This window comes from Nostoc sp. 106C, from assembly GCF_002154725.1.
Classification (GTDB): Bacteria; Cyanobacteriota; Cyanobacteriia; order Cyanobacteriales; family Nostocaceae; genus Aulosira.
This window is the reverse complement of sequence record NZ_MTAW01000144.1, coordinates 1-23653: the sequence shown is the minus strand read 5'-3', so window position 1 is coordinate 23653 and position 23653 is coordinate 1. Positions and strand designations below refer to the sequence as shown.

Genomic DNA, 23653 nt, shown 5'->3' with positions numbered 1-23653 from the left:
GGGATTTTATTCTTGACGCTTTATTTGTATCAGGCTTTTCGTGAATTGGTATTAGATCACAATACGGTTCAGTTAAGGTGATAAGAGTTCTCATCTGTCGGACAAAACCAAGATTTGGGGGAGAATCCCCCAAACCCCCGATTGGGGGACGGTTGCGTCCCCCAAGCCCCCTCCAAAATAATTGTTCGGTTTTTTGTTTAGTAATTATTTGTGATACCATTTCACTTGAAAAATGATACATATCGGCTAGCAGAGGGAGCAGAGCAAGTAATTTGTATCAATAATTTCGTGAATTGGTATGAGCTTTGTTGTCAATGAATTTTCTTAACTGAACTGTATTGCGTTATATCATGTTCGGCTGATCAGTTATAAAATGTCATTGCGAGTGCAAAGAAGTGGAATGAAGCAATCGCAGAGACTTTGTGATTGCTTCGCTCGCAATGACAATTATTTATCCGAACATGATATTAGTGTGCAGCCTCACATAGAATTGGTATTAGCAGACGAAATTGGCATCATCAAAGTAGTAACGCCCTTGAGCTTGAAATATGCGTTCTAGGAGTTCGGGAATACTATGAGCAATAATTACGGGATCTTGAAGCGGCTCGCGATCTAAACTCGGCTTACCCCCCACAAAAATCAAACATTCGTTTTTGTGAGGTTTATAAACGTAGGCAATACAACGCCCATCTTCAAGATCGATGAGGTGAGTTGCATCATCGCGGAAAGAAATGGGGTTAGAGATTGTGTAGTCTTTTTTATCAATATACTTTGGAATCTGCCAAGAATGACCGCTATTAGCGTAAAGTGTGGCTCCATCAAAACGCTCTAGTATTTGAATGTGTTCTTTGGGAACTACATTTGTTGAACTGAAATACAATTCCGACCTATTAACTGGCGGTTGTGTGAGATGCTGTTGTTGAATATTATCTAGCAACTGTGCAAAGCGATCGCTGCGCTCGCGCAATATCCAACCAATTTCGGGTTGTAAAGTTTGCTGCTCGGAATCTTGATGCACACCAATAAAACCAGCAAGTAGTTCTAAAGAATACTCTTTTTCATCTGGCGTTATCAGCTCAAATGGAGCTTGCGAAATTCCCAAAGGTAACCTTTCAGCAGAAATGCCACGAATAACTTGCTCAAACCATGCTTCGGATGATGACGCATTCGGAAGTTCACAGCGATCAATTTCTAGAATCCAATTTCGTACCGAAGCAGCTTTAGTCAATGAAGATAAATCCCTCAAATAAGGGAACAAATCAGTTAACCAACCAGTAATTAACTCAGCACCATAAACAGGTTCAGGTTTGTAGATGCAGCGCCAAAACTCTAGAGATGGTTTACCTGAGGCTGTTTCCACAAACTCTCGACAAATCGGCAATAAGCGAGCAGTCCACCATTCTAAGTCATACTTAGCCATCATTTGCACGCGATCGCAGATACTTTGCCAATCTTCGACAGTACCCAACAGTGTAATCTCCGGAATACCACACACGCAGGACACCGCGTAGTCAAAATACTGTTGGAAAGCATTCATCATCACCACATGACTGGCTGTCTGGGTGATGGGTGTTGTAGTACTGAAGTTACACTCTAGCAATCGATATAGATCGGCTCCTACACGATCGCGGATCTGCAATGCCCATTTTTGCACTGTCTCACTCCAGTGCTGGGGTTCGCTATTAATTTGTTGAGTTCCAACTATGAGTTTTTCTTTCCCTTGGTGACGAACCAAGCGCGATCGCAAAGTTTCTGCATGATTGTTGATATGTTGAGCAAATCCTTGCGCTAATGTGATCCAAATGATGTCAGGTGTTAACAATAACGGACGATGTTCGCTAAAAGCAGCATGAACAGCAAGCGCTAGCGGATGAATACCTTGGTCTGGAATTACCTCAAATGTATCATCGTGGCTGAATGCTAGGAGTGGTTTACCTAACTGCTTCTCTAACTGAAATTTGGCATTTTTAGTAGGTAATCGCTCCTGAGCACTTTTAACATCGTCTACACCAAAGCGAATTTTACCCGCAGTTTGTTCTAAGATAGGTGCCAGTACTGACATAAGCTAGCTCTACTTATATTTTTATATACAGAAATTGTTACACTTTTAAAGTAGGGTGGGCACTCCCTACCAAGGATTTTGATGGGCGATGCCTACCCTAGGTATTTGTCAGTACTGGCGTATTGAATACAAAATCCCTAAATAAATGAGTAGTCATGCCAGTCGCAGATAGAATGATAGCCAATTTTCTGGTAGATGTAATTAGAGGTGGGATTTGCCAAATCTGTAAACAAAAAACAGCGATCGCATCCATAATCTAAAAGTTTTTGACTCAAAGCTGCAACACAGGCAGTGGCATATCCTTTACCACGATACTCTGGTGGTGTATAGACTGGGCCAATCCGCGCTGCCGCAGGTAAAGATTTACTACCACTAGCCCATGAAACAGGGATACCATCCGACCATAAATGAATACTCTGCCGCTTCAGTCCAGTGTTGACTGCTTGTTCTACATCTTGAGAAATCACCTCGCCAACTTCAGCGATAAAATTTGTAAACCACTCTGTTAATAAAGAGCGATCGCTTTCGGTAGCAAGCCTGAGATTACCACTGACAGTCGCAACAGGTTCTACTTGGGTTAACTGGTGAATTCTCATTGCCATAACCCGTCGATAAGACTGTCCAATCAACGTTTGCCATATCTGCAAAAACGTTTCTACCTCTGCAACCAGTCCACTTACACCAGGGAGTTGCTGTGAATCGTCTTGTAAATCTTGAGCAATCAGCGCTATTGCATTCAAATCCTCTGCTTTCGACAGCACCAGCTTGTTTGGAGGAGTGCGGATAGCCGCAGCCAAAATCTTGCCTTTTGTATGCGCGATCGCTAAGTAAGGAGAATCGGGATAACGATCTGGGTAATGCAACAAGGTATGTGAGATGCCAAGCAACAAATTATGCTCTGCTTCATACTGGAGTAAGTAATCTTGAGCGTTATGCCAAAATTCTTGAATATTATTAAATCGGCGTAATTGCATGATTTATTTCCTCACGGCGGCGGCTTCAAACAACTTTAAATTTTTGAATGACCGTCGGTTGCCCAGTCAAGCTAGCGAGAATGAAGGTTGCATCCCAAGCTGCAAGGTTATTGTTTCGGGAGTTGGTGAAATGCCAGAAAGATTAAAGCCTGGTTACTATGACTGTCCTGTTTGCAATCAGCGAACTTTCCATTACTGGGCGTTGCCTATATCAATGCACGAGTTTGAAACCATGCAAGATAATCAACCATTACCAGATGAGGTATTTACTTGTGCCAGGTGTGCATCTGGATTGAGTGACGATGAGTGGGAACGACTCAACGCTGAGGAATATTACTAGAGTGAATATCCGGCTATCAGACTCAATGATTATGCGAATTTAGCAAATTTCTAGCATTGAATAAAGTAGCCGCTGAGTTTGGTTCTGAAGAAAAAATTACCCAGTTTAATCAAAATATCTGATTAACATTACTCAAAACAGGGATATCGTTAGTTTATCTGCTTTAGATATTTCAGAGTAATGGATTAAAATTGACCTTTGAGGAAATTACATTTGCCGATCAATTTTTGGAAAGCAAAGACATTTCACGTTTATTTATGTACTAGACACCTCTTTGCGCGGCGTCAGGAAGGCAAGGACAATTGCCACCAATAGCAATGCTGGAACATCACCGAAGAGATGTCCACGCTCAACAGGATCAATTACTGCGTGTACCGCCATAATTAACCCGTGGACTAAACTTGACCAAACAGTGAACCAGATTAAACTGAGGTTAGCTTCTGGCTGTCGAGAAGCCAACAGCAAAAAGATACCAAGCGTAGCATAAACACCAATAATCATTTGTTCATATTCGTACTGACCTGGTTGCCATAACCAGCCTGATGGCCAAATCTTCATTAGTGGATAGATAAGTAGAAAGGCGATTCCGACAATAATCAGAGCGATTTGTAAGTAACGATGACGCTCATCCATTGCTCTAACCTCTGCTATTTTATGGTGCAGTTTCTATCAAAAAAACTGCATATTTTGTAATAGTATCTCCACTAGTAACACTTCAGTATTGGAGTGTTAGAAATTTTAATGCTTTATTCACTGTTTTAGCAAAAAATTCTAGCTCTATTAGGCAATAAATGCGATCTCGACAACAGGCGATCGCCTTTGTATATCTCTGCTTAAATTTTAAAGCAATACAGTTCAGTGATGATGAATTGTAGGGGCACGGCATACATAATTTTTCAGCGCATCACATAATTTTATCGGTGCCGTGCCCTCACGACATATTGCATCTCAGCCTAACTGAACCGGATTAGATTTTAAAGCGCGTTGTTACTCCCCATTAAATAAGTACATTTATGCCATTGCATTGGGCTGTTATGCCATTGCATTGGGCTGTTATGCCATTGCATCGCTCTGTTATGCCATTACATCGCTCTGTTATGCTATTACATCGGGCTGTTATGCCATTACATCGGGCTGTTATGCCATTACATCGGGCTGTTATGCCATTGCATGGGGTTTGCAAGATTCCCTAACGCTCTTCCGTCACTTTGGGGAGAGAAAATAAATGTAGTAGCGCGTCAACCGTAAAACGTTGGGTTCAAAAAATCTAGAAAATCCCAAACAATAAAAATAGTCTCTGATGATTCAACCCAACATTTTAGACTTGCCGCGCTAGTAGGTTGGGGAGCCACTCATGTGGGCGGGTTTCCCGACTTGAGTGAAGTGGCGTTTGAACGCAGTGAAACCCAACTAGATCAAGGTTTAAGGATGTTGGGTTTCGTTCCTCAACCCAACCTACGCCTAAATTTATAAAAGTTCGGCATAATAAGGGTTGTAGATTTTTATCTCACGAGAGTGATTAAAGAGCGCTAAACAAAAAATCACAGTAGCATTGCTAAATTAAGAAGCATGGCAAGATACAGGAGATTGCCAAGAACTATGAGGTGTGGTATTAGCTGTCAGTTGTATCTCACCTTTTTTGTTGATCGTCCAGCCAGTAATTTCTACAATGCGTTCTGGTGTAACTGTAGTTGATTTAACAGTCACAGGTGCATTGTGGCGATCGCGATTGAGAGTAATTACATCTACTAACATACCGTCAGGAGTTAACATCTCATAAGGATTGGGTGGTAAACCGCCGCGTCCGGTAATTGCAAATGAACTGAGGCTTTGTCTGCTACCAGGAGAGCACCTTGTGTCAATTTGTTTGGCAGCATCAACTATATTTCTGGGCAGTTCTACTAATCCATGTTTAGGGTTTACATTTATGCCATTGATTTGCACTGTACCATTGAGTTGAGAATTTACCCCTGTGGCTGTGATATCGCTTGTTTGCTCAGATGCCACATCTTGTAACTGTGTGCCAAAGATACCTTGGGTGTTAATTTGAACTTGACCTCCTCGGAAGTTTGCGGAATTGGCGCTGATATCGCTATTTGCAAATGCTGCTAACACATCTGTGTCAAGGTTAATGTTACCGCCGACGACATTGGGGCCAAAGGCGTTAGTGGTGATTTTGCTGCCCCGCAGTAAAATTAAATCACGGGAATTTAGAGAGATAGTTGCCTGTTCTTTATTTGGGTCAGTACTGATACTTTGAGTATCAGCGCTCAAGGTAGCTTTGTTATCCAACAGCACAGAGCCTGCATTAATATTGAGGTTGCCTGCTTTGCCTTTTCCTTCACTGCGCACAGTTACTATACCTTGATCTTGCACCAGCAACTTATTAGTGTTAATCGTTAAGTCTCCAGCATCTCCTGTTACTTCTGGCAAAGACCGTGTAAATAAACCGCTACCAGATTGACCATCAAAGGTAGTACCTATAACTTGCACAGAATTAGCATTTACAGTCACATTTCCCCCCTTGCCAACACCAAAGGTACTAGCGCTAATCCTTGCCCCATCTTTTACCAGCAACTTATCGGTGTTAATGGTTACATTTCCTGCTGCGCCTGTTGCTCCTTGTCCGCTGGAAGCAAACAAGCCGTAGAAACGAAAATTTGGTAAGCTGCCAACAAGTTGCACAGAGTTACTAGCATTGACAATCAAATCTCCGCCTTTTCCCGGGCCAGATGTGCCAGAACTGATCAATGCGCCATTGCGAACGAATAAGTCACGGGTATTAATTGTCAGATTTCCTCCCATTTCTGTGGCACCTGGGTAAGCTATGACAAAAAAGCCAGTGTCCTGTCCGCTATTGGCACTACCAACTATATCTATTGATTCAAGTGCATTCACAACCATTGTACCCCCTGCTTCTGCTCCCAAAGTACTTGACTCTATTTGGGAACCTTCTGTCAGAGCGATCCGCTTACCTGTTATTTGAATATCGCCGCTACCTTTACCACTAGCATCAACGATCGCCTTTTGAAATAGTTGAATGTTGCCAAAGTTTTTTACACCGTCATAACCCAAGGAAAAACCTTTGTTGATTGGGGTGAGGCTAACTAAACCTTCTCCTGAGACACTACCCAATTCTATGCGTCCGCCAGCAGTTTTGATTGTTGCTCCTTCTAAACTTAGATCACCACCAACCAGTGCTAAAGTTTGGTTTGGTTGAACTCGCAGAGCATTTGCAGTATCGATAATCAAAGAAGTTGCCGTTCTTCTGCCCTTGCTATCACCTTGTACTTGAATTTTTCCGGGATTTGCCCCGTACTGCAAACCAATAGGTACGCTGATACTTAATAGACTTGGCGATCGCGGATTAGTAGCGTTGAATTCAAAACCATCAGCAAATTTCAAACTACTTGCCGTACTGCCAATAAATGAGCCGCTAATATCTAACCGTGCATTTTGACCAAAAATAATTCCTTTGGGATTAATTAAAAATAGGTTAGTGCTACCATTAGCTTTAATTAACCCATCAATGTTAGAAACTGAGCCACCTGTTACCCGACTAATAATATTCTCAATATCTGCGGCATTCTTGAAGAAAGCAGTACTACCGGTTACAACAGAAAATTCTTTGAAGCTGTGGAACAAATTACCCCCTGCTTGAGTTCCGCCTTCAATCAGGTTGGTGTTGCCTTGAGGAGTAACGATAGAATTACTCGGTAGCGTCCCATCTGGTGTAATTTGAGCGAAAGCACTATTTGCAGAAAAAGTATTAACGCCTGCGATCGCAATACTTAATAACCAACTTAAATGAGTACTCATGCCGGAGATTGAACCCTTCTAAGCCAAGCAGTTACTAGTGGTCAAAAAACTCTTGTTAATTCTCTTGCTTTAAGCGGCAAGTGTTACACACAATTTATTATGTTGTTACATAAATTAATTATCAACTAGTACAAAAATAACATGCTTTAGGCGTGTCTAAGCTCCACTTGGTTATGCATCTTCAGGAAAAACGCGATCGCGGTCACAGAACGACAATTCATCCCACAGTAAAATTATTTATTTGCCTTAACCAATTCTTTAGTTATCTTTAATTTTTGAGGTACATTTAATGCGTGCAAACCTGTTACACACAGAGCCAATGTTCTACTACTTTGCATATGGCTCTTGTATGTGTCCGGTGGATCTAAAACGCTCTGTTGGCGAAAAGACGCACGTCTACGCGATCAAACCGGCAATGCTCAAAGGTTATCGACTAGGTTTCTATGGTTACTCTCCCTTACGCAACTGCGGCGTACTCGATATTATTCAAGATTCAGCAGCGACTGTAGAAGGAGTTCTTTATCAACTCCCTTGGCGACTGAGCGAGCGCTTAGATGAACGCGAAGGTATTGCTAGCGGTCTCTATCGACATGAATTAGTAAATATCTACAGCAAAGGTCAGCTCTACAAAAATGTTCGCACCTACGTAGTTGTGAATAAATTGGCAGAAGAACTTGCACCTAATGACTGGTACTGTGATGTTGTTATCCGTGGGGCCATAACGTGCGGACTCTCAGAGCAGTATTGCTGGAACTTGTTTAACCATATGTACAAGCTACAGCAACGTCACTGGCAACCTCAAGTACTGCGATCAGCTTGAACTATTGAGAAGTTTTCAACATTATAAATAGTATCGCCCAGTCTTAGCGATCGCATTGATTGATGCGTTATGCAACTAATGCAGATATAAGATTAGCGATCACCCAGCAACTTACTCCATATTAGACAGGTTCTGCTTTCAAAAATATCTAATTTGTAGCGTGCGTTATCAATTAATACAGTTCAGTTAAGCATTTTTCTCTTCTCTGCGCCTTCTCTGCAAAGGCGGTTCGCATTCCTCGAATATACACCTTACCGCCTCGCTTATCTGGCTCGATTACATCGTCAGACTTTTTGTTACTCAAAAGCAGAGTAAATACTTAGGCACTCAATTCGATAAGCTCAGATATTATCTTAAGTACGGTTGAGAGGCGCTGCGAGTGCTATGCGTCCGCAAGCTGAAGGCGATCGCATGATTAATACTTTGATTCAGCAACGCCCAAATTTCCTTGATATAAAGCTGGATAGCGGTCAGCAAGCATACCTCATCCCAACAGTCCTCAAAATTACAGATAAAATAGATTAGTCAGTAATATCGATAATCGCCCAAGTAGACTGGACAAACACTAGACTGGTGTATTTTTGGGGGTGATGTTTGAGTTTATTTCGTAGGTCATACAAGCAAACTGCACCCAAGAGTAGGCGAACGCATCTGAAAAACCGTCTTTATTGTACTGGGATGTTTGTATTTGTAGTGCTATCTCTCTCCAGTGGACTAGGCTACCGTTTTTATAACCAGCCAAAACTGGATGTGGGTAAGATAGCTCCCCAAACACTTACTGCACCAAGTTCAGCCAATGTTGAAGATGTAAAAACCACAGAGGAAAAACGCAGGGAGGCTCGCAGCGGTGCTTCAGCAGTATGGGTTGTCGATCCACAAGCGAATGAGGAAATTCACCAAAATCTCCAGCAATTATTAGCAAAAGCTAATCAAATCCGCGAGAAGTTGGGCAATTTCCCTTTTTTTAAGACTTCAGTGTTGTCCATTGCTACGCAAACTTACCTGCGACAAGCACCTGAACCTCAATGGCAAATAGTATTGCGCACCTTGGATAAAAACAGCAATCTGACTGGCTTAAATTCTGCCCAACAGCTAGCAGTCAAGCAACTGCGAACTTATCGTCAGTCTAACTCCTCTCAGACTTTCTCTCAACTATTAAAAGCGATCGCTCAAGCTCGTCAACGTTATAGCATCACCCTAAATACCTTGAGCGAAAATGCAATCACTCAACCCCAAACGCTTTACGATGCTACTTTCTTAAATCTGTCTGATGCAGATTGGCAAAAAACTCAAATTCAAGTGCGTCAAACTTTAGACCGAATGTTAGCACAGGGCATTTATCCAGGTTTATCCAAAGATAACTTGAATTCTGCAATTGGGATGCAAGTGAGTGTTTCTGTTCTGAAGACAGCACAACCTTTAGCAAAGCGATTGCTCTTTGCTGTTATCGATACCAATTTAATTAAAGACATCGAGCAAACCAAGCTGATTGCAGAACAAGCAGCGCAAGCAGTCAAACCGACGACAGTCAGCATTCAAAAAGGTGAAGTTATTGTTAAGGCTGGAGAAAAAATTACTCAGGCTGATTTTGTACTGTTAGACCACTTTCAGTTGAGTCAACGCGGTATCGACTGGCTGCATCTGATACATTTTACTGCAATAGTAGGATTGGCGGTGGCTATTTTCCGACTAGTAGAAAGACGGTTTGACGCCAAATTACGAGGTAGCGATTATATCTTAATTTTACTCCTTACCCTCAGTGCGCCGTTGCTAATAGTCTTGACCAAATCATTAACAGGCTTGCCAGCCATCGGTTTGCTTCTTGGTAGCTTCTACGGTACTGCAATTGGGGGTACGGTGATGGGGTTGCTAACAATATTGCTCTCAATCGGAACCGAACTTAGCTGGCATGATTTAATACCTAGCGCAGTTGGCGGCATTCTGGGTGGATTGATGGCGGGACAATGGCGATTTCCAGGTAGAGAAGGACTGCGAACACGAGAAGAATTAGCTACCTTGGGAATATTAATTGGGTTGACGCAGGGAGTTGTTTATTTGTTGGTAAATACTGCGATCGCTCCCCTTTGGTATGCTGTGCTAGGTACAGCAACCTTCAAAAGTTTGGCAGGGTTAATTTGGAGCATTTTAGCACTAGGGTTAAGTCCCTACCTAGAAGCTTTATTTGATTTAGTAACACCAATTCGTCTGGCTGAATTGTCCAATCCCAACCGACCTTTATTAAAACGCCTAGCTCATGAGGCTCCTGGAACTTTCCAGCACACACTGTTTGTCGCAACTCTGGCAGAAGCTGCGGCAAGGGCATTAAATTGCAATGTGGAACTGGTAAGAGCTGGGGTGCTATATCATGACATCGGTAAAATGCATGACCCTCTGGGATTTATTGAAAATCAAATGGGAGACCCCAATAAACACGATGCTATTAATGACCCTTGGAAAAGTGCCGAAATTATCAAAAAGCATGTGAGTGAAGGTCTCTTCATGGCTCGTCATTACAAGCTACCTACCGCCATTCAGGCATTTATTCCCGAACACCAAGGAACTATCTTGATAGCGTATTTCTACCAACAAGCGAAGTTGCAACATAAAAATAATCCTCAACAACTGTTGCACGAATCAGATTTTCGCTATGACGGCCCTATTCCCCAGTCCAAAGAAACAGGGATTGCTATGCTGGCTGACGCTTGTGAAGCAGCGTTACGTTCACAAAAAGATGCAACCCCAGAAGCAGCATTGATAATGATAAATAAAATCCTTAAAGCACGTTGGCAGGATAATCAGTTGGTCGATTCAGGGCTAACACGAGAAGAAATGTCTCAAATTGCTCATATTTTTGTCCAGGTTTGGCAGCAGTTTCATCACCAACGTATCGCCTATCCTAAACTTTAGATATTAGCTAAGGTTGTTCCCGGCACTAACTCAACCTTTACTCAGCTTGGTTGCTTTTAGTCAAACGCCTTGTAAGCATCAATAACTGATATAGCAATCCGATTTGATTTCTGAAATCACTCGTAGAGGGAGGAAACAGGGAACAGGAGAGAGGAAAAATTGAAGTGTACGGAATTTGTTCAAAAATCAAATAGGAGTCCTATACCAATTTGAAAAATGATTGCGACAGATGGATCGCCAAAAAGTTTAGTTACTAACTCTTTCACAATCCAAAATCTGTTGTAGCTACATTTTTACTTTGTTGTTGAGCCTCGATAAATTCGCTCCATTTGCTCTGGAGATAGCACTGTCATTGGAAACCATTCATGTTCCGAACTAGGGGGGTTCTGGGGTAATTGAAATGCCCGTTCTTGAGTTTTACTGAAATGTATTTCCACATCGCTAGTTAAAGGTGGGCTAAGTAAGGTCTCATCTATCTCCGATGGAAGAAGTTGATTTTGGGGCAAGACATAGGCGTGCTTTTGCGGATCGTATGCCAAAATTTCTCCTGTCTCAATTTGATAAATCCAAGCATAAATACTGAGTTGCCCTTGGTGGAGCTTAGAACGAATCACTGGATAAGTCCGTAAATTTTCGATTTGGGTGAGTACATTCTCAGCAATAATTATTTCTAAGAGTTCTTCGCCTTCATAGTGGCTGTAGTTGTCTTTCACCAGGCGTCGAGTTGCCTCTGCATACTTGAGCCAGTCATGTACAAGCGGCATTTCAACTCGCAAGCTGTCTAACTTCATTAACCCTTTCATGGCACCACAATGTGAGTGACCACAGACAATAATTTGTTGAATATCTAATGCTTGAATAGCATATTCAATTGTTGCCCCTTCACCGCCATTAGTAGCACCAAATGGTGGAATAATATTACCTGCATTGCGGATAACAAACAATTCACCTAACCCAGCTTGTGTAATCAGGTTTGGATCGATACGCGAATCTGAACAAGTAATAAATAGTACCCTGGGCTTTTGACCATGAGAAAGTTGTTCAAACAGTTCTTCGTTTGCACAAAAATAACTACTTTTGAATTCACGCAAACCTTGAATCAATTTTTTCATAGGAGTACCTAAATGAACAAGTAATACTTTAAATTTTTCGTAAAATCCACTAACCAAAATTTTTGACTAAATTGGGTTAACAATATCTATAAATAGGTTGACTCAATTGATCGGTTTTTGCCATTACGCCACCGACTTAGTCAAAAGGTGAAATTCATTCTTGTATTGTTTAAGCAGTCTTGTTAAACTACTCTCTCTGGTAGAATTTTAACCTGAAATCAATCTGCACTTGGTAAGAAATTTAGTATTTCTCATTTTCCATTCTCTAACTACTATTACTCTCACGATAAGTCCAGATGGGCTAATTCTAGCCAGTAGCTATGCAGATAAAGTTATTGAAATTTGGCAACTCAGTACTGGAAAGCAAGTGCAAACATTGAAAGATGCGGGGAATTAGGCGATCGCAATAAGTCTCGATAGTCGAACTTTGGCAACCGGGCTGGAAGATGACATCAAGCTTTGTGTTGAGTCAGGAAATCTGAAGATAAGGGGGAATTTATGCGATCGCCCAAATCTCGAGGTGCCTTTGAACATCGAAAGCTTGCTGATGTGGGTAAGTATATTGACGTCAGCCGGATTAAATGTAGTTAATAGGTTCTACAATTCAACCAGGTAAGCGAAGCAACCAACTAACGAACAGCGATGCTTGACTTAACCAAAATTCAATCGATAGCTCAATCCTATTCTCCACAAGAACTTTTTGCTGCCTTAGTTTGGCAGCGTCAATTTAATCAGTTTAATGGTGAACAAGTGATTACTGACCTGGCTTTGCGTACGCATTTATGGGCAAGCTTTCTGTTTACAAAACCAATCTTTGCGCCAGATGAACACGGTCTGAGCTTTGGTGGTCTGATCGATACGTTGTTGGCAATGGCAAACTATCGTCCTATGCCTGAGACTAGTATCATCCATTTCGTTGCTTATCCTGCCGATACACTTTACATCCTTAGCGAGAACCAAGATACAAAGGTATCTGAGCTTTTTGACTTAGGTAAAAAGTGGCGTGCTGATTCAGTAGAAGTAACTGATGGCACGAATGAGGAATATGGTTTGCGACTGAAACGCCAACTGAGAACTCGATTAGAAGGGGCATTATGGGGTAACGATTTCCAAGATGACCGTGATGCAGTCATTGTTTGTTATTGGTGGGATTGAATCTGAATACTGATTCTTTCCAAGCAACCAGAGGAATGCTCACACGTGTCGGCTACCGGAATCTTATTCCATAAGAGGATTTAAAGTTTACCAGTATGAGTCTGAGAAATTCGCTCAGGTTAAGAACTTGTGTAAAGCTGTAAGAATAAGAGTTAAATATTCTGATCCACGTTAAGTAGAACGGTGTGGAAAAACAAAACTATGTCAAGAAAAATCAAATAGGCTTAAACCCTCTTCCCTCCTGCCTTCTGCCTCCTGCCTCATTCCAACGATAAATATTCACGCCGACCTACTTAGTTCTTAACTACCTTTTGCAAATATGCCTGCCATCACTTATAATCGCACCGACAGCCAGCAACCGCAAAGTGTCATTATCAAAGGTTATGTTATCCGTCCCGGATTACACATTCTCAGCCACGAGCAGATAAAGTTAGTACGCGATCAAATACAGCACGATTCTAACCTTGAAAATTTGGTGAATCAAGGTGTGATTAAGTTGAGTGGCTAATTAGCTTCTGGGAGCAAGTTAATAACTCTCAAGGTGATTGCATTTTTTCTTTTGAAAATACTGGCGCTACTCCCTATACGATCGCCCAAATCATCAAGTTCTCTAATCATATCAACAGACCATTTAATGTTGGTACGGGATAATATTAAGAGCTTATTTATAAAGAAAATATTAAGCAAGAGAGGCAAAAAGTGGTGTGGATGTTCCTCCCCACGAACTTCAGAGCGGCGGCTTCCGCCGCTCTGAGTTCTCGCTAAGACTCAGACTTCTTAGAATTACTAATAATAATAAATTTAACTATTAAAATATTAGTTTACTTTAGTCTTCTGTCATTTGCATGACAAAACACAAATTTACCGAGCCTGATAATGCTAAATGGTTCGATAACAGAAGCATGAAAGCGTGAATACAAAACTCCTCATTTCTCCTCAGGAACTCACGTTACTGTTAGCAGAAAATTCATCACAGGCTGTCATTATTGATACGCGAAGTCAAGAAGATTATGCGATTTCTCATATTCCTCAATCCATAAATATTAGAGATTTTTTTAGCTATCTTTTAGATGATTCCTACCCAGCAGGATTAAAAAAATTGCAAGAGTATTTTAGGGAAATTCTGAATAAGGTAGGAATATCTGGTGCAGAATGGTTAATTGTTTATGAAGATACTTTTAATCAAGGTTATGGTCAGTCTTGTCGAGCAGCTTTCTTACTGAAGTATTTAGGTTGCGCTCAGGTATCTATCTTACACGGAGGATATAGAGCATGGCTCAGGGCCGGATTACCTACTACCGATGAAGTACCATTACGTGAACGCAGCATATTTAGGTTGCATCCCAACGCTAACATGATGGTGACTACTACCGAGATGTTGCAAGCAATTGATAATCCAGCAATTGTTAAATTAGATGTGCGCGACAGATCTGAATGGCTTGGGTTGAGTTCTTCTCCCTACGCTCCTGATTTTTGCCCTCGCAAAGGTAGAATCCCTAACGCTGTGTGGCTAGAATGGCATCGTCTGATGACATCTTCTTCGGAAATCTCCATGTTCCGTTCAACAGCGGAAATCTTAGAAATTTGTGAATCTGTAGGTATTACTTCCGACTCTATTGTGTACGTTTACTGTTTTAAAGGTTCTAGGGCTGCGAATACTCTAATTGCTCTGCAACTGGCAGGAATTTACGTCAGAAATTATTTTGGGTCTTGGAATGAATGGTCTCGCGACTTTTCATTACCGATTGATAGCAGAGTAATCTGAAGAAGTCCACCCGCTCTGGAGATATAAGGTTGCAAGGAGCGTGTAAGGTTTGATGAAAAGCTGAGTGGCATATTTCTGGTCTAGCTTCTTGCTAGCCGTGGTGCAGCTAGGTAAGTCCTGCAAGTGCTGAGTGACTAGTTAAAGCTCCTTGACCAGAGGTGGGTATGACATCTTTGATAGTGTTTGTGACTATACAATTAGAAATCAAGTAGGGCCCGATCTGTTAGTTCATCCACGATAAGTTCATGCATCAAATATCCGAGCAGCTCTGCTGATTAGCATTGCAGAAGTTAAGTATGAATTAGCTTCACGCACAAACATAGAGGTACAGAGAATAAGATTTCAGAGATTGGAATTTTTGACTTTCATACTTAAATATTTAACAACATCGGTTAAGTTGCAGTTTGCTGATATTAAATCGAGGTTGTCACCCAGTTTTTATTACAAATAAATTCGAGATATATCCCATGACTAAATATATTCTGGCATTTGACCAAGGCACCACCAGCTCGCGCTCTATTATATTTGACCGCAATGGCGAGATCCTAACCATTGCTCAAAAAGAATTTCCACAAATCTTTCCGCAGCCAGGTTGGGTAGAACATGATCCTGACGAAATCTGGTCTTCGCAAATTGGTGTTGCTAATGAAGCCCTAGCTCGCATTAGTATCAAAGCTGGTGATATTGCTGCTATTGGCATTACCAATCAACGAGAGACCACGATAGTTTGGGAGCGAAAAACAGGCAAGCCAATTTATAATGCGATCGTTTGGCAAGACCGCCGCACTGCTGCTTACTGCGATGAACTTAAGGCTGCTGGACATGAGACAACATTCCAGCAAAAAACAGGGCTAGTGATCGATGCTTACTTTAGCGGCACTAAACTCAAGTGGTTGCTTGATAATGTACCTGATGCTCGTGAAAAAGCCGAGCGAGGAGAACTGGCATTTGGAACCGTGGATAGCTGGTTAATTTGGAAACTAACTCAGGGGGAACTCCACATCACAGATGTGACTAATGCTAGTAGGACGTTGTTATTCGATATCCACACTCAGCAGTGGGACGATGAATTGCTGTCCATTCTCGATATTCCCTCTTCTCTTCTTCCCCAAGTGCAGAGTTCGTCAGAAATATATGGATATACATCTGAAGGTCTTTTAGGTAGCCGCATTCCCATTGCCGGAATTGCCGGAGACCAGCAGGCTGCAACCTTTGGGCAAGCATCGTTGCAATGTGGCATGGCGAAAAATACCTATGGTACAGGCTGCTTTATGCTGCTGAATACAGGTAATAAGCCCATGCAATCTAATCACAAGCTGCTGACCACGATCGCCTGGAGCATCAATGGACGTACCAATTATGCCCTAGAAGGCAGTGTATTCGTTGCTGGAGCAGTTGTGCAATGGCTACGCGACGGACTTAGTATTATTAAGCACAGTGCAGATGTGGAACCTCTAGCTTGCAGTGTTCCTGATAATGGTGGTGTGTATTTTGTGCCTGCATTCGTTGGTTTGGGGGCACCTTATTGGGACAGCTATGCTCGTGGCACGATTGTGGGTTTAAGTCGCGGATCAACTAGTGCCCATATCGCCCGTGCAGCACTGGAAAGCATTGCCTATCAAACTGCTGACGTGATTGATGCGATGCGTCAGGATTCTCAGCTTCATCTTTCAGAATTGCGGGTAGATGGCGGTGCATCCCGCAATGATCTATTAATGCAGTTCCAGGCTGATATTTTGGGTGTGCCCGTTGTCCGTCCCAAAATCACCGAAACAACCGCTTTGGGAGCTGCTTATTTAGCTGGTTTAGCTGTTGAGTACTGGGAAAGCGAAGCGGAAATTGTACAGCAGTGGCAGGTTGAGAAACGGTTTGAGCCAACAATTAGTGCCGATCATCGAGGTACACTACTAGACTCCTGGCGGCAGGCGATCGCCCAGACACGTCATAGGTAGGGGCAAGTAAGGGAGAGCTGAGGCCGCGTCCCCGCGTCCTCAGCTCTCCCTCCTGGCTTCAATTCAATTGCATATCTAAGGAGAATGATTGTGAATACACCGATAATTCGTCAGGAGCTAATTGCTCAGCTGCGCCAATCCGTTGAATGGGATTTTATTGTAATTGGTGGTGGTGCAACGGGTTTGGGTACAGCTGTGGAAGCAGCCACGCGGGGCTACCGAACACTGCTTTTAGAAAAATATGACTTTGCCAAAGGAACCTCTAGCCGCTCGACTAAGCTGGTGCATGGAGGAGTGCGGTATCTAGCACAAGGAAATATTCATCTGGTACAGGAAGCACTGCACGAAAGAGGACTGCTGCGCCGGAATGCTCCTCATTTAGTGCATGATTTAAAGTTTGTGGTGCCAGGATATACTTGGTGGTCTCAGCTTTTCTACGGTGCTGGTTTACAAGTTTATGATTTGCTGTCAGGTAGTCTCAGCCTTGGTCACAGTCAGTTTCTCAGTGAGCAAGATACGCGATCGCGCATACCAACTCTGAAGACTGACGGACTTAGAGGAGGAGTTGTCTACCATGATGGGCAGTTTGATGATGCTCGACTGGCAATTACTTTGCTACGAACGTTGTTGGACTACAACGGTGTTGCTTTGAATTATCTGCCAGTTATTGGTTTGCTTAAGCAAGGAGAACGGGTGACGGGGGTTCTTGCTCGTGATAGAGAAACGGGAGAAACTTTTGAGCTAAAGGGAAAGATTGTGGTGAATGCCACAGGCGTATTTGTGGATGACGTGCGGCGAATGGATGACCCTAAGGCATCAGCTATGCTGTCTCCCAGCCAGGGGGCGCATATCGTCGTGGACAAGCGGTTTTTACCGAACGACAGTGCCATAATGATTCCAAAAACCGAGGATGGACGGGTACTGTTTGCAGTTCCTTGGCATGGCAAGGTGGTGATTGGTACTACCGACACTCCTGTTGAACATACTGCCTATGAACCCTGTCCACTTGAGGAGGAAATTGACTTTATTTTGCACACTGCTGCTCAATATCTTATACCTGCTCCCACTCGTGAGGATGTTTTGAGTGTGTTCGTAGGACAGCGCCCATTGGTAAAAGCAGAGTCAACATCAACCGCAGCCTTATCCCGCGAACATGTAATTAGCGTTTCTGCCTCTGGATTGTTAACCATTACTGGCGGCAAGTGGACAACTTATCGCAAGATGGGTGAGGATGTGGTCGAACGAGCTATCCAACTTGTAAATCTCTCTCCTCATTCCTCAATCACTTCCAACTTGCATTTACACGGCTGGACTACAACCCCATCAGTACCACCCCTTGATGTATATGGCAGTGATGCAGCCAGTATCCAAGACTTGCCTGGTGCCAACACATTATTACATCCCCGATTACCCTATTTAGAGGCAGAGGTGCGCTGGGCTGCCCGCTACGAACTAGCCTGCACAGTGGAGGATGTTTTAGCACGACGGACGCGATCGCTCTTGCTCGATGTGATCGCCAGTATGGAAGCAGCTCCTCATGTAGCAGCAATTTTGGCTGAAGAACTAGGGCGAGACAGTATTTGGCAGCAACAGCAAATTGAAGACTATCATTCTCTTGCTGCCGGATACTTGCTTAATCATGAATCAACAGCCGATTCAAGCGATCGCTCAAAGAATCTTCTCTCCAAAGCCTGAGGTAATTTCTGCGTTTATTAGGGGTAAAAGTGATGCCTGACTTGAAAAGGCTAAAACCTGAGTAGGTTCACTTTCGACATATAGACAAGTCTCCTAAATATCCACTTAAAACCAGCTTTTGATGTTTTGCCACAGACCACTTACTCTACCCCAAAATCCAAAGCCAGATGCTATAAGTGCAAGCTTGGGCGAAAGAAGTTCAATCACATCATGACAATGCTGCACGTTGGTATCAAATCCTATTTCCTGATACAGCCTGCTGGCATGACAATAGGCATTTATCGCCTCGGATTGTTGATTGATTTTTTCTAACACTAAACCTAAATTAAACCAGACGTTAGCTTCTCCACTACGATCGCTGATTTTCTTTCTCACCTTCAGTGACTGCTGATAAAACTCAATTGCTTGCTGGTATTGCCCCAGGCACTCATAAGCGTTTCCTAGAGCAGACAAACAGATGCCCTCCCCAGAGCGATCGCCGATTAGTCTTGTGATGTCTAACCATTGCTGGTAACAGTTGATTGCTTTTTGGTACTGCCTCAAAGACTCATAGGTATTACCTAAACTGCCCAAAGCAATGCTCTCAAAAGAGCGATCGCCAATTAATCTTGCTATCTCTAACCACTGCTGGTAACAGTTGATTGCTTGTTGATATTGTCCCAACAATTCATAAGTATTGCCTAAGCTACCCAAAGCAATACCTTCTCCAGTTCGGTCGCCTATTTTCTTAGTTATACTCAACCACTGTTGGTAATACTGAATTGCCTGCTCTAGCTTTTCTAGGCATTGATAAGCATTACCTAATCCAGACAATGCTTTGGCTTGTGCATCGCTATCTCCGCTGTTCTTCGATATCTCAAGCCATTGCTGATAACACTGAATTGCTTGCTTTTGCTCTCCTAAGGACTGGTAAGCATTGCCTAACTTCGATAAAAATTTTGTTTGTTCGCAGCGATCGTCTTTTTCTATAGCTATTTTCAAGCACTGCTGATAAAACTCAATCAAGTCAATGTTATTTAAGCTACTATCTATAGTTTTTTCGGTCATTATTTATAGCAGTGCAAATGATAATTGATGTTTACTTGACAAATGGTATTTTCATGGTTTTACAGATATATCCGCCAGAAATTGCAGGCAGGAGTTAAAATTTTTGGCATATTTTGGGAATCTTCAATAATACTTAATTTCAACTGTTAGCAGTCTCAAAGTATCTCGAAGAATGTGCCTGCTGTCAATTTATTTTGCTATTACTATTGGTATGAAAGAAACTCTCCCTTGGTAACCACTCATATCATTTTTTGTCAAGAGAGGTTACCACAGACATTTCAGTGCATTAAGCTACAAAAGTAGCCAGAGCTATTATTTAAAACTTAGGGAAAACTAGTAAGCTAATACTTGTCTAAATTGGACATTTTTTCCTGTTCGCGCAGCGTCTCCGACAGGAGAAGGCTGCCATTTGTCATTGGTCATTTGTGTTGACAAATTGTTTTGAAAAACTCATAAACCTCTGTTGAACTCAGTTCACTACTGTATGCGAGGGATAACGCACACAAATTTTCTTATGTCTTTACCGATAATTTTGCCGTGACTGTAAGTATAATCTTGCCAATGCAACACCTTAAATACTGATTTTTTTGGAAATTAATGCTCTATTTCAGTAATTCGTTGAAAAAGATAGCCAGTACCTCTGGCTGTCAAAATTAATTCTGGATTGTCAGGGTCATCTTCTAACTTTCCCCTCAATCGTGAGATATGTACATCCACTACACGAGTATCTGCGTGTTGTTCTGCTGTGTAACCCCACACTTGCTGTAAAATTTCTCCACGAGAAAAGGACTTACCTGAATATTTCACCAACAACTCCAGCAAGCTGAATTCGACACCAGTCAAACGAATCCGCTCATCGCCTTTGTAGATTTGTCGCTTATTTGTATCGATTTTGAGATTACCTACTTGAATGACTCCTAAACTTGTAACTCCAGCAGTGCTTGTTCTATTACTTCTGCGTCGCAGCACCGAGCGAATTCTTGACTCTAATTCTTTGGGAGAGAAGGGCTTTACCATATAATCATCTGCACCTAATTCCAGCCCAGCGATCCGATCTGCTACATCTGCCAAGGCTGTGAGCATAATAATTGGCACATCCGATTCTTTACGTAATTCTTGACACACACCATAGCCATCTAGCTTTGGCATCATCACATCTAAAACTACTAAGTCCGGGAGAGATAAGCGAAAAGTTTTCAATGCCTCTTCGCCATCGCTAGCTGTGACGACATCATAACCAATCATGGAAAGGCGCGTCTCCAAAATCCGGCGAATACTTGCTTCGTCGTCTACCACCAGGATTTTTTCTTTATGGCTTTCCAAGTTACTCAATGCCTCTTCACCATGAAAATTTTTAATTATTCACTATCATGTTCGAGCCAGTAAATTTTGAAGCTCTTTGTGACACATATCTTATTGAGACTTTCACTGGCTAGCGATTGAAGCCGCTATTAGAAAAATAAACTCTGTTGTTTATTTATTTCTTACTTAGTTCACAAATCTCAGCATTAACTCAAAAATCATGCTTTCGTTTTTAAACAGTGGCAATTGAATCACTTGAGCTAGCCTATGATCTGCAAAAGGAGTGCGGTTGTGCGATCGCTCGTGAGCGCATCTCTAGCACACAAAAGCAACCATTTTTCTAGAATTTGCTGGGTGCATTCTGGGGTGAGAAGGTTAAGTTGTATTAAGCGATCGCGGTTGTAAAATTGAGTTATAGTTTCCCAAGTTTCCAGGTTAAGTCTTTTTTACTACTAAAGCTGTCAGCAAAGGTACAGGTTTAGGACTGGCGATCGCTAAGTTTATTAGCATAGAAAAGCGCGCTAATACCTTTAATAATGTGGGCGTTTAGCAATAATTGAAAACTGTATTAATTTCTAGTGAAAGCTAAAACACTTAGAGCCTGTAGTCAGAAATAAAACGTACGTCGCTTCTCCCAACCCTCCTTTCAAGACAGAATCCAAGCTGACTGAGGCAGTGCTGGATAGCTTTATTGGTAAGCTGAGGTTGTAGCGATCTCCGATAACAAGCATTAGTTGCGATCGCTACTCCCACAGTTCGACAGGCAAAATACAGTATAGGGCGGTAATGCAAAAACTCCTTTTTAATGACAGAGATAGCTTTAGAGCGCAGGCCCTATTTCTTGGTAAGGAGATTAGTCTACACACATTGAAGAATTACGTTCGCTTAGCGACTATGCCACTAATGGTTACAGTAGGTGAACAGGGCTGTGCGGTTCTGCTGGGTTACGGTGCAGTTGTCCTGTTTAACCTTGAGCCTGTGGAAAAGGTAGCCTTCTTGACCGAACTATCCTCTCAAGTTAGCGAATCTTTTGCTAACCCAGAGACAGAAGAAGTGGAAATTCAGCTCAACATGGCACAGAGTGAGCGAGTCAAGGAAGGAACAATTTTCTTGCATGAATTTAGTATTGAACGCTTGCAGATAGTGGCTGATATTCTCGCTAAGAGTGCTGTGCTGTCTCATTATGAAACTAGCTTAGCTACTATTTTTGATCAAATTGAACCGTTTGCAGCTAGCCTCCAGGGTGAAAATAGGAGTGAACGCCAAAGTCGGGAATTACTGCGTCAACTTGGGACTACCCTATTAGTTCAACATAAGATAGTGGGTCGAGTAGAGATCATCGATAAGCCAGAGTTGCTCTGGGAATTCCCACAGCTAGAAAATTTATATCTGCGCTTGGAGGATGAATACGAAATCCGTGAGCGTCACAATGCCTTAGAACGCAAACTAGAGCTAATTTCCCAAACTGCACAAACAGTGCTGGAGTTCATGCAGCATAGAAGTAGCCAGCGAGTAGAGTGGTATGTGGTGATTTTGATTGTGGTAGAGATTTTGTTGTCACTGTATGACATCATTTTCAAAGGCTAAGGGTAAGCAAGTTGGGCAGCTTGCAGCCTAGCAATGGGATAAAATTGTAAATAAATATTAAGGCTTTATTTCAATGAATTGGTTTTTTTATGGGCTAGGAGTTCTCCTTGCACTACTGACGGTGGGTATTGCCTTGTATCTAATCAGTGCGAGGCGTTATCAATCATCTAACTCTGTAGCCAATTCCTATGATGAATGGACTGAAGACGGTATTTTGGAGTTTTACTGGGGCGAACATATCCACCTAGGTCATTATGGTTCGCCCCCGCAAAGGAAAGATTTTCTAGCTGCTAAATCTGACTTTGTGCATGAAATGGTGCGTTGGGGTGGTTTAGATAAATTACCCCCTGGTGCCACCATCTTAGATGTTGGCTGTGGAATTGGAGGTAGCAGTCGCATTTTGGCGCGGGATTACAGGTTTGCAGTCACAGGTATTACCATCAGTCCCCAACAAGTCCAACGTGCCCAGCAGTTAACTTCTGAGGAACTTGATGTGCAGTTTCTGGTGGATGATGCTATGGCACTTTCTTTCCCAGATGCTAGTTTTGATGTAGTTTGGTCGATTGAAGCCGGACCACATATGCCAGATAAAGCCATTTTTGCCAAGGAGTTGATGCGGGTGTTAAAGCCAGGTGGAGTAATGGTTTTAGCTGACTGGAATCAGAGGGACGATCGCCAAAACCCGCTGACTTTTTGGGAAAAACCAGTAATGCGGCAACTACTAGATCAGTGGTCTCATCCTGCTTTTTCTAGCATTGAAAGCTTTTCCGAGCTTTTGGTAGCGACGGGATTAGTCGAGGGGGAAGTGATGACGGCAGACTGGACGGAACAAACACTTCCTTCTTGGCTAGATTCCATCTGGCAAGGAGTGGCGCGGCCAGAGGGATTGGTGCGTTTTGGTCTATCTGGTTTCATTAAATCGTTGCGAGAAGTACCTACCCTGCTACTGATGCGGCTCGCATTCGGCACGGGACTGTGCCGATTCGGGATGTTCCGTGCCATAAGAGCTAACTCGTTGCCACTATCAACAGAGCAGACAGTTTCCATTGAAACTGCTCAAGGACTGGAGTTTAGACTAAATAGCCGACCTAAAAAGAAAAATAGGGGGTGTGATTG

General features: G+C 42.5%; 20 protein-coding genes. 12 read left to right on the top strand and 8 right to left on the bottom strand.

Annotation, left to right across the window (positions count from 1 at the left end):
- From BV375_RS37730 to BV375_RS22120, 3 genes are all read right to left on the bottom strand, one after another.
- Positions 1 to 241 (bottom strand): hypothetical protein (locus BV375_RS37730; RefSeq protein WP_208099165.1); only part of this gene is annotated, 241 nt, incomplete at its 3' end.
- Positions 242 to 496: 255 nt separating this feature from the next.
- Positions 497 to 2062: a DUF4419 domain-containing protein gene (locus BV375_RS22125; RefSeq protein WP_086764262.1), complete on the bottom strand. Its 1566-nt coding sequence runs from the start codon at positions 2060 to 2062 to the stop codon at positions 497 to 499.
- A 137-nt stretch (positions 2063 to 2199) separates the two neighbouring features.
- On the bottom strand, positions 2200 to 3036 hold the full coding sequence (locus BV375_RS22120) for a GNAT family N-acetyltransferase (RefSeq protein ID WP_086764260.1): 837 nt from the start codon (positions 3034 to 3036) through the stop codon (positions 2200 to 2202).
- On the opposite strand from BV375_RS22120, the gene BV375_RS37080 reads away from it, so the two are divergent.
- Positions 3035 to 3376, top strand: coding sequence for a hypothetical protein (locus BV375_RS37080; RefSeq protein WP_086764258.1), 342 nt, complete (start codon positions 3035 to 3037; stop codon positions 3374 to 3376). The two genes, BV375_RS22120 and BV375_RS37080, sit on opposite strands and share 2 nt — an antisense overlap.
- Positions 3377 to 3631: 255 nt before the next feature.
- Here BV375_RS37080 and BV375_RS22110 read toward each other — a convergent pair whose 3' ends face one another.
- A complete protein-coding gene (locus BV375_RS22110; protein ID WP_086764256.1) occupies positions 3632 to 4009 on the bottom strand; it encodes a DUF6632 domain-containing protein in 378 nt (125 codons plus the stop codon).
- Between the two features lie 380 nt (positions 4010 to 4389).
- Between BV375_RS22110 and BV375_RS36150 the strand changes: the two genes are divergently transcribed.
- The gene (locus BV375_RS36150) at positions 4390 to 4569 is read left to right on the top strand and encodes a hypothetical protein (protein ID WP_143842165.1); all 180 of its coding nucleotides are present in this window, start codon (positions 4390 to 4392) and stop codon (positions 4567 to 4569) included.
- Between the two features lie 367 nt (positions 4570 to 4936).
- On the opposite strand, the gene BV375_RS22105 is transcribed toward BV375_RS36150, so the two are convergent.
- Positions 4937 to 7195 carry a filamentous hemagglutinin N-terminal domain-containing protein gene (locus tag BV375_RS22105; RefSeq protein ID WP_086764254.1) on the bottom strand — a complete coding sequence of 753 codons (2259 nt, stop codon included), beginning with the start codon at positions 7193 to 7195 and terminating at the stop codon, positions 4937 to 4939.
- Between the two features lie 289 nt (positions 7196 to 7484).
- Here BV375_RS22105 and BV375_RS22100 point away from each other — a divergent pair, with 289 nt between their 5' ends.
- The 3 genes from BV375_RS22100 to BV375_RS22095 all read left to right on the top strand — a co-directional run bounded on the left by BV375_RS22100 (position 7485) and on the right by BV375_RS22095 (position 10922).
- Positions 7485 to 8015 (top strand): gamma-glutamylcyclotransferase, encoded by a 531-nt coding sequence (locus BV375_RS22100; protein ID WP_086764252.1) that lies wholly within the window; start codon positions 7485 to 7487, stop codon positions 8013 to 8015.
- Between the two features lie 384 nt (positions 8016 to 8399).
- Positions 8400 to 8540, top strand: a complete 141-nt coding sequence (locus tag BV375_RS37075; RefSeq protein WP_166507501.1) for a hypothetical protein — start codon at positions 8400 to 8402, stop codon at positions 8538 to 8540.
- Between the two features lie 69 nt (positions 8541 to 8609).
- Positions 8610 to 10922, top strand: a complete 2313-nt coding sequence (locus BV375_RS22095; protein WP_243714011.1) for an HDIG domain-containing metalloprotein — start codon at positions 8610 to 8612, stop codon at positions 10920 to 10922.
- A 293-nt stretch (positions 10923 to 11215) separates the two neighbouring features.
- Here the strand turns inward: BV375_RS22095 and BV375_RS22090 are convergent, their stop codons facing one another.
- Complete coding sequence (locus tag BV375_RS22090) at positions 11216 to 12034, bottom strand: carbonic anhydrase (protein ID WP_086764264.1); 819 nt, start codon at positions 12032 to 12034, stop codon at positions 11216 to 11218.
- A gap of 642 nt (positions 12035 to 12676) precedes the next feature.
- Between BV375_RS22090 and BV375_RS22085 the strand changes: the two genes are divergently transcribed.
- From BV375_RS22085 to BV375_RS22065, 5 genes are all read left to right on the top strand, one after another.
- Positions 12677 to 13189, top strand: coding sequence for a hypothetical protein (locus BV375_RS22085; RefSeq protein ID WP_086764248.1), 513 nt, complete (start codon positions 12677 to 12679; stop codon positions 13187 to 13189).
- 319 nt (positions 13190 to 13508) lie between these two features.
- A complete protein-coding gene (locus BV375_RS22080; protein WP_086764246.1) occupies positions 13509 to 13697 on the top strand; it encodes a hypothetical protein in 189 nt (62 codons plus the stop codon).
- A 402-nt stretch (positions 13698 to 14099) separates the two neighbouring features.
- Positions 14100 to 14954, top strand: coding sequence for a sulfurtransferase (locus BV375_RS22075; RefSeq protein ID WP_086764244.1), 855 nt, complete (start codon positions 14100 to 14102; stop codon positions 14952 to 14954).
- Between the two features lie 467 nt (positions 14955 to 15421).
- Positions 15422 to 16906, top strand: coding sequence for a glycerol kinase GlpK (glpK, locus tag BV375_RS22070; RefSeq protein ID WP_086764242.1), 1485 nt, complete (start codon positions 15422 to 15424; stop codon positions 16904 to 16906).
- A 90-nt stretch (positions 16907 to 16996) separates the two neighbouring features.
- Positions 16997 to 18601 (top strand): glycerol-3-phosphate dehydrogenase/oxidase, encoded by a 1605-nt coding sequence (locus BV375_RS22065; protein ID WP_208099164.1) that lies wholly within the window; start codon positions 16997 to 16999, stop codon positions 18599 to 18601.
- Between the two features lie 105 nt (positions 18602 to 18706).
- On the opposite strand, the gene BV375_RS22060 is transcribed toward BV375_RS22065, so the two are convergent.
- Complete coding sequence (locus BV375_RS22060; protein WP_086764239.1) at positions 18707 to 19648, bottom strand: tetratricopeptide repeat protein; 942 nt, start codon at positions 19646 to 19648, stop codon at positions 18707 to 18709.
- Between the two features lie 594 nt (positions 19649 to 20242).
- A complete protein-coding gene (gene rpaB, locus BV375_RS22055; RefSeq protein WP_086764237.1) occupies positions 20243 to 20971 on the bottom strand; it encodes a response regulator transcription factor RpaB in 729 nt (242 codons plus the stop codon).
- Between the two features lie 765 nt (positions 20972 to 21736).
- Between rpaB and BV375_RS22050 the strand changes: the two genes are divergently transcribed.
- Positions 21737 to 22537, top strand: coding sequence for an RMD1 family protein (locus BV375_RS22050; RefSeq protein WP_086764236.1), 801 nt, complete (start codon positions 21737 to 21739; stop codon positions 22535 to 22537).
- A gap of 73 nt (positions 22538 to 22610) precedes the next feature.
- Positions 22611 to 23653: methyltransferase domain-containing protein (locus tag BV375_RS22045; RefSeq protein WP_243714009.1), on the top strand; the 1043-nt coding region annotated here is incomplete at its 3' end.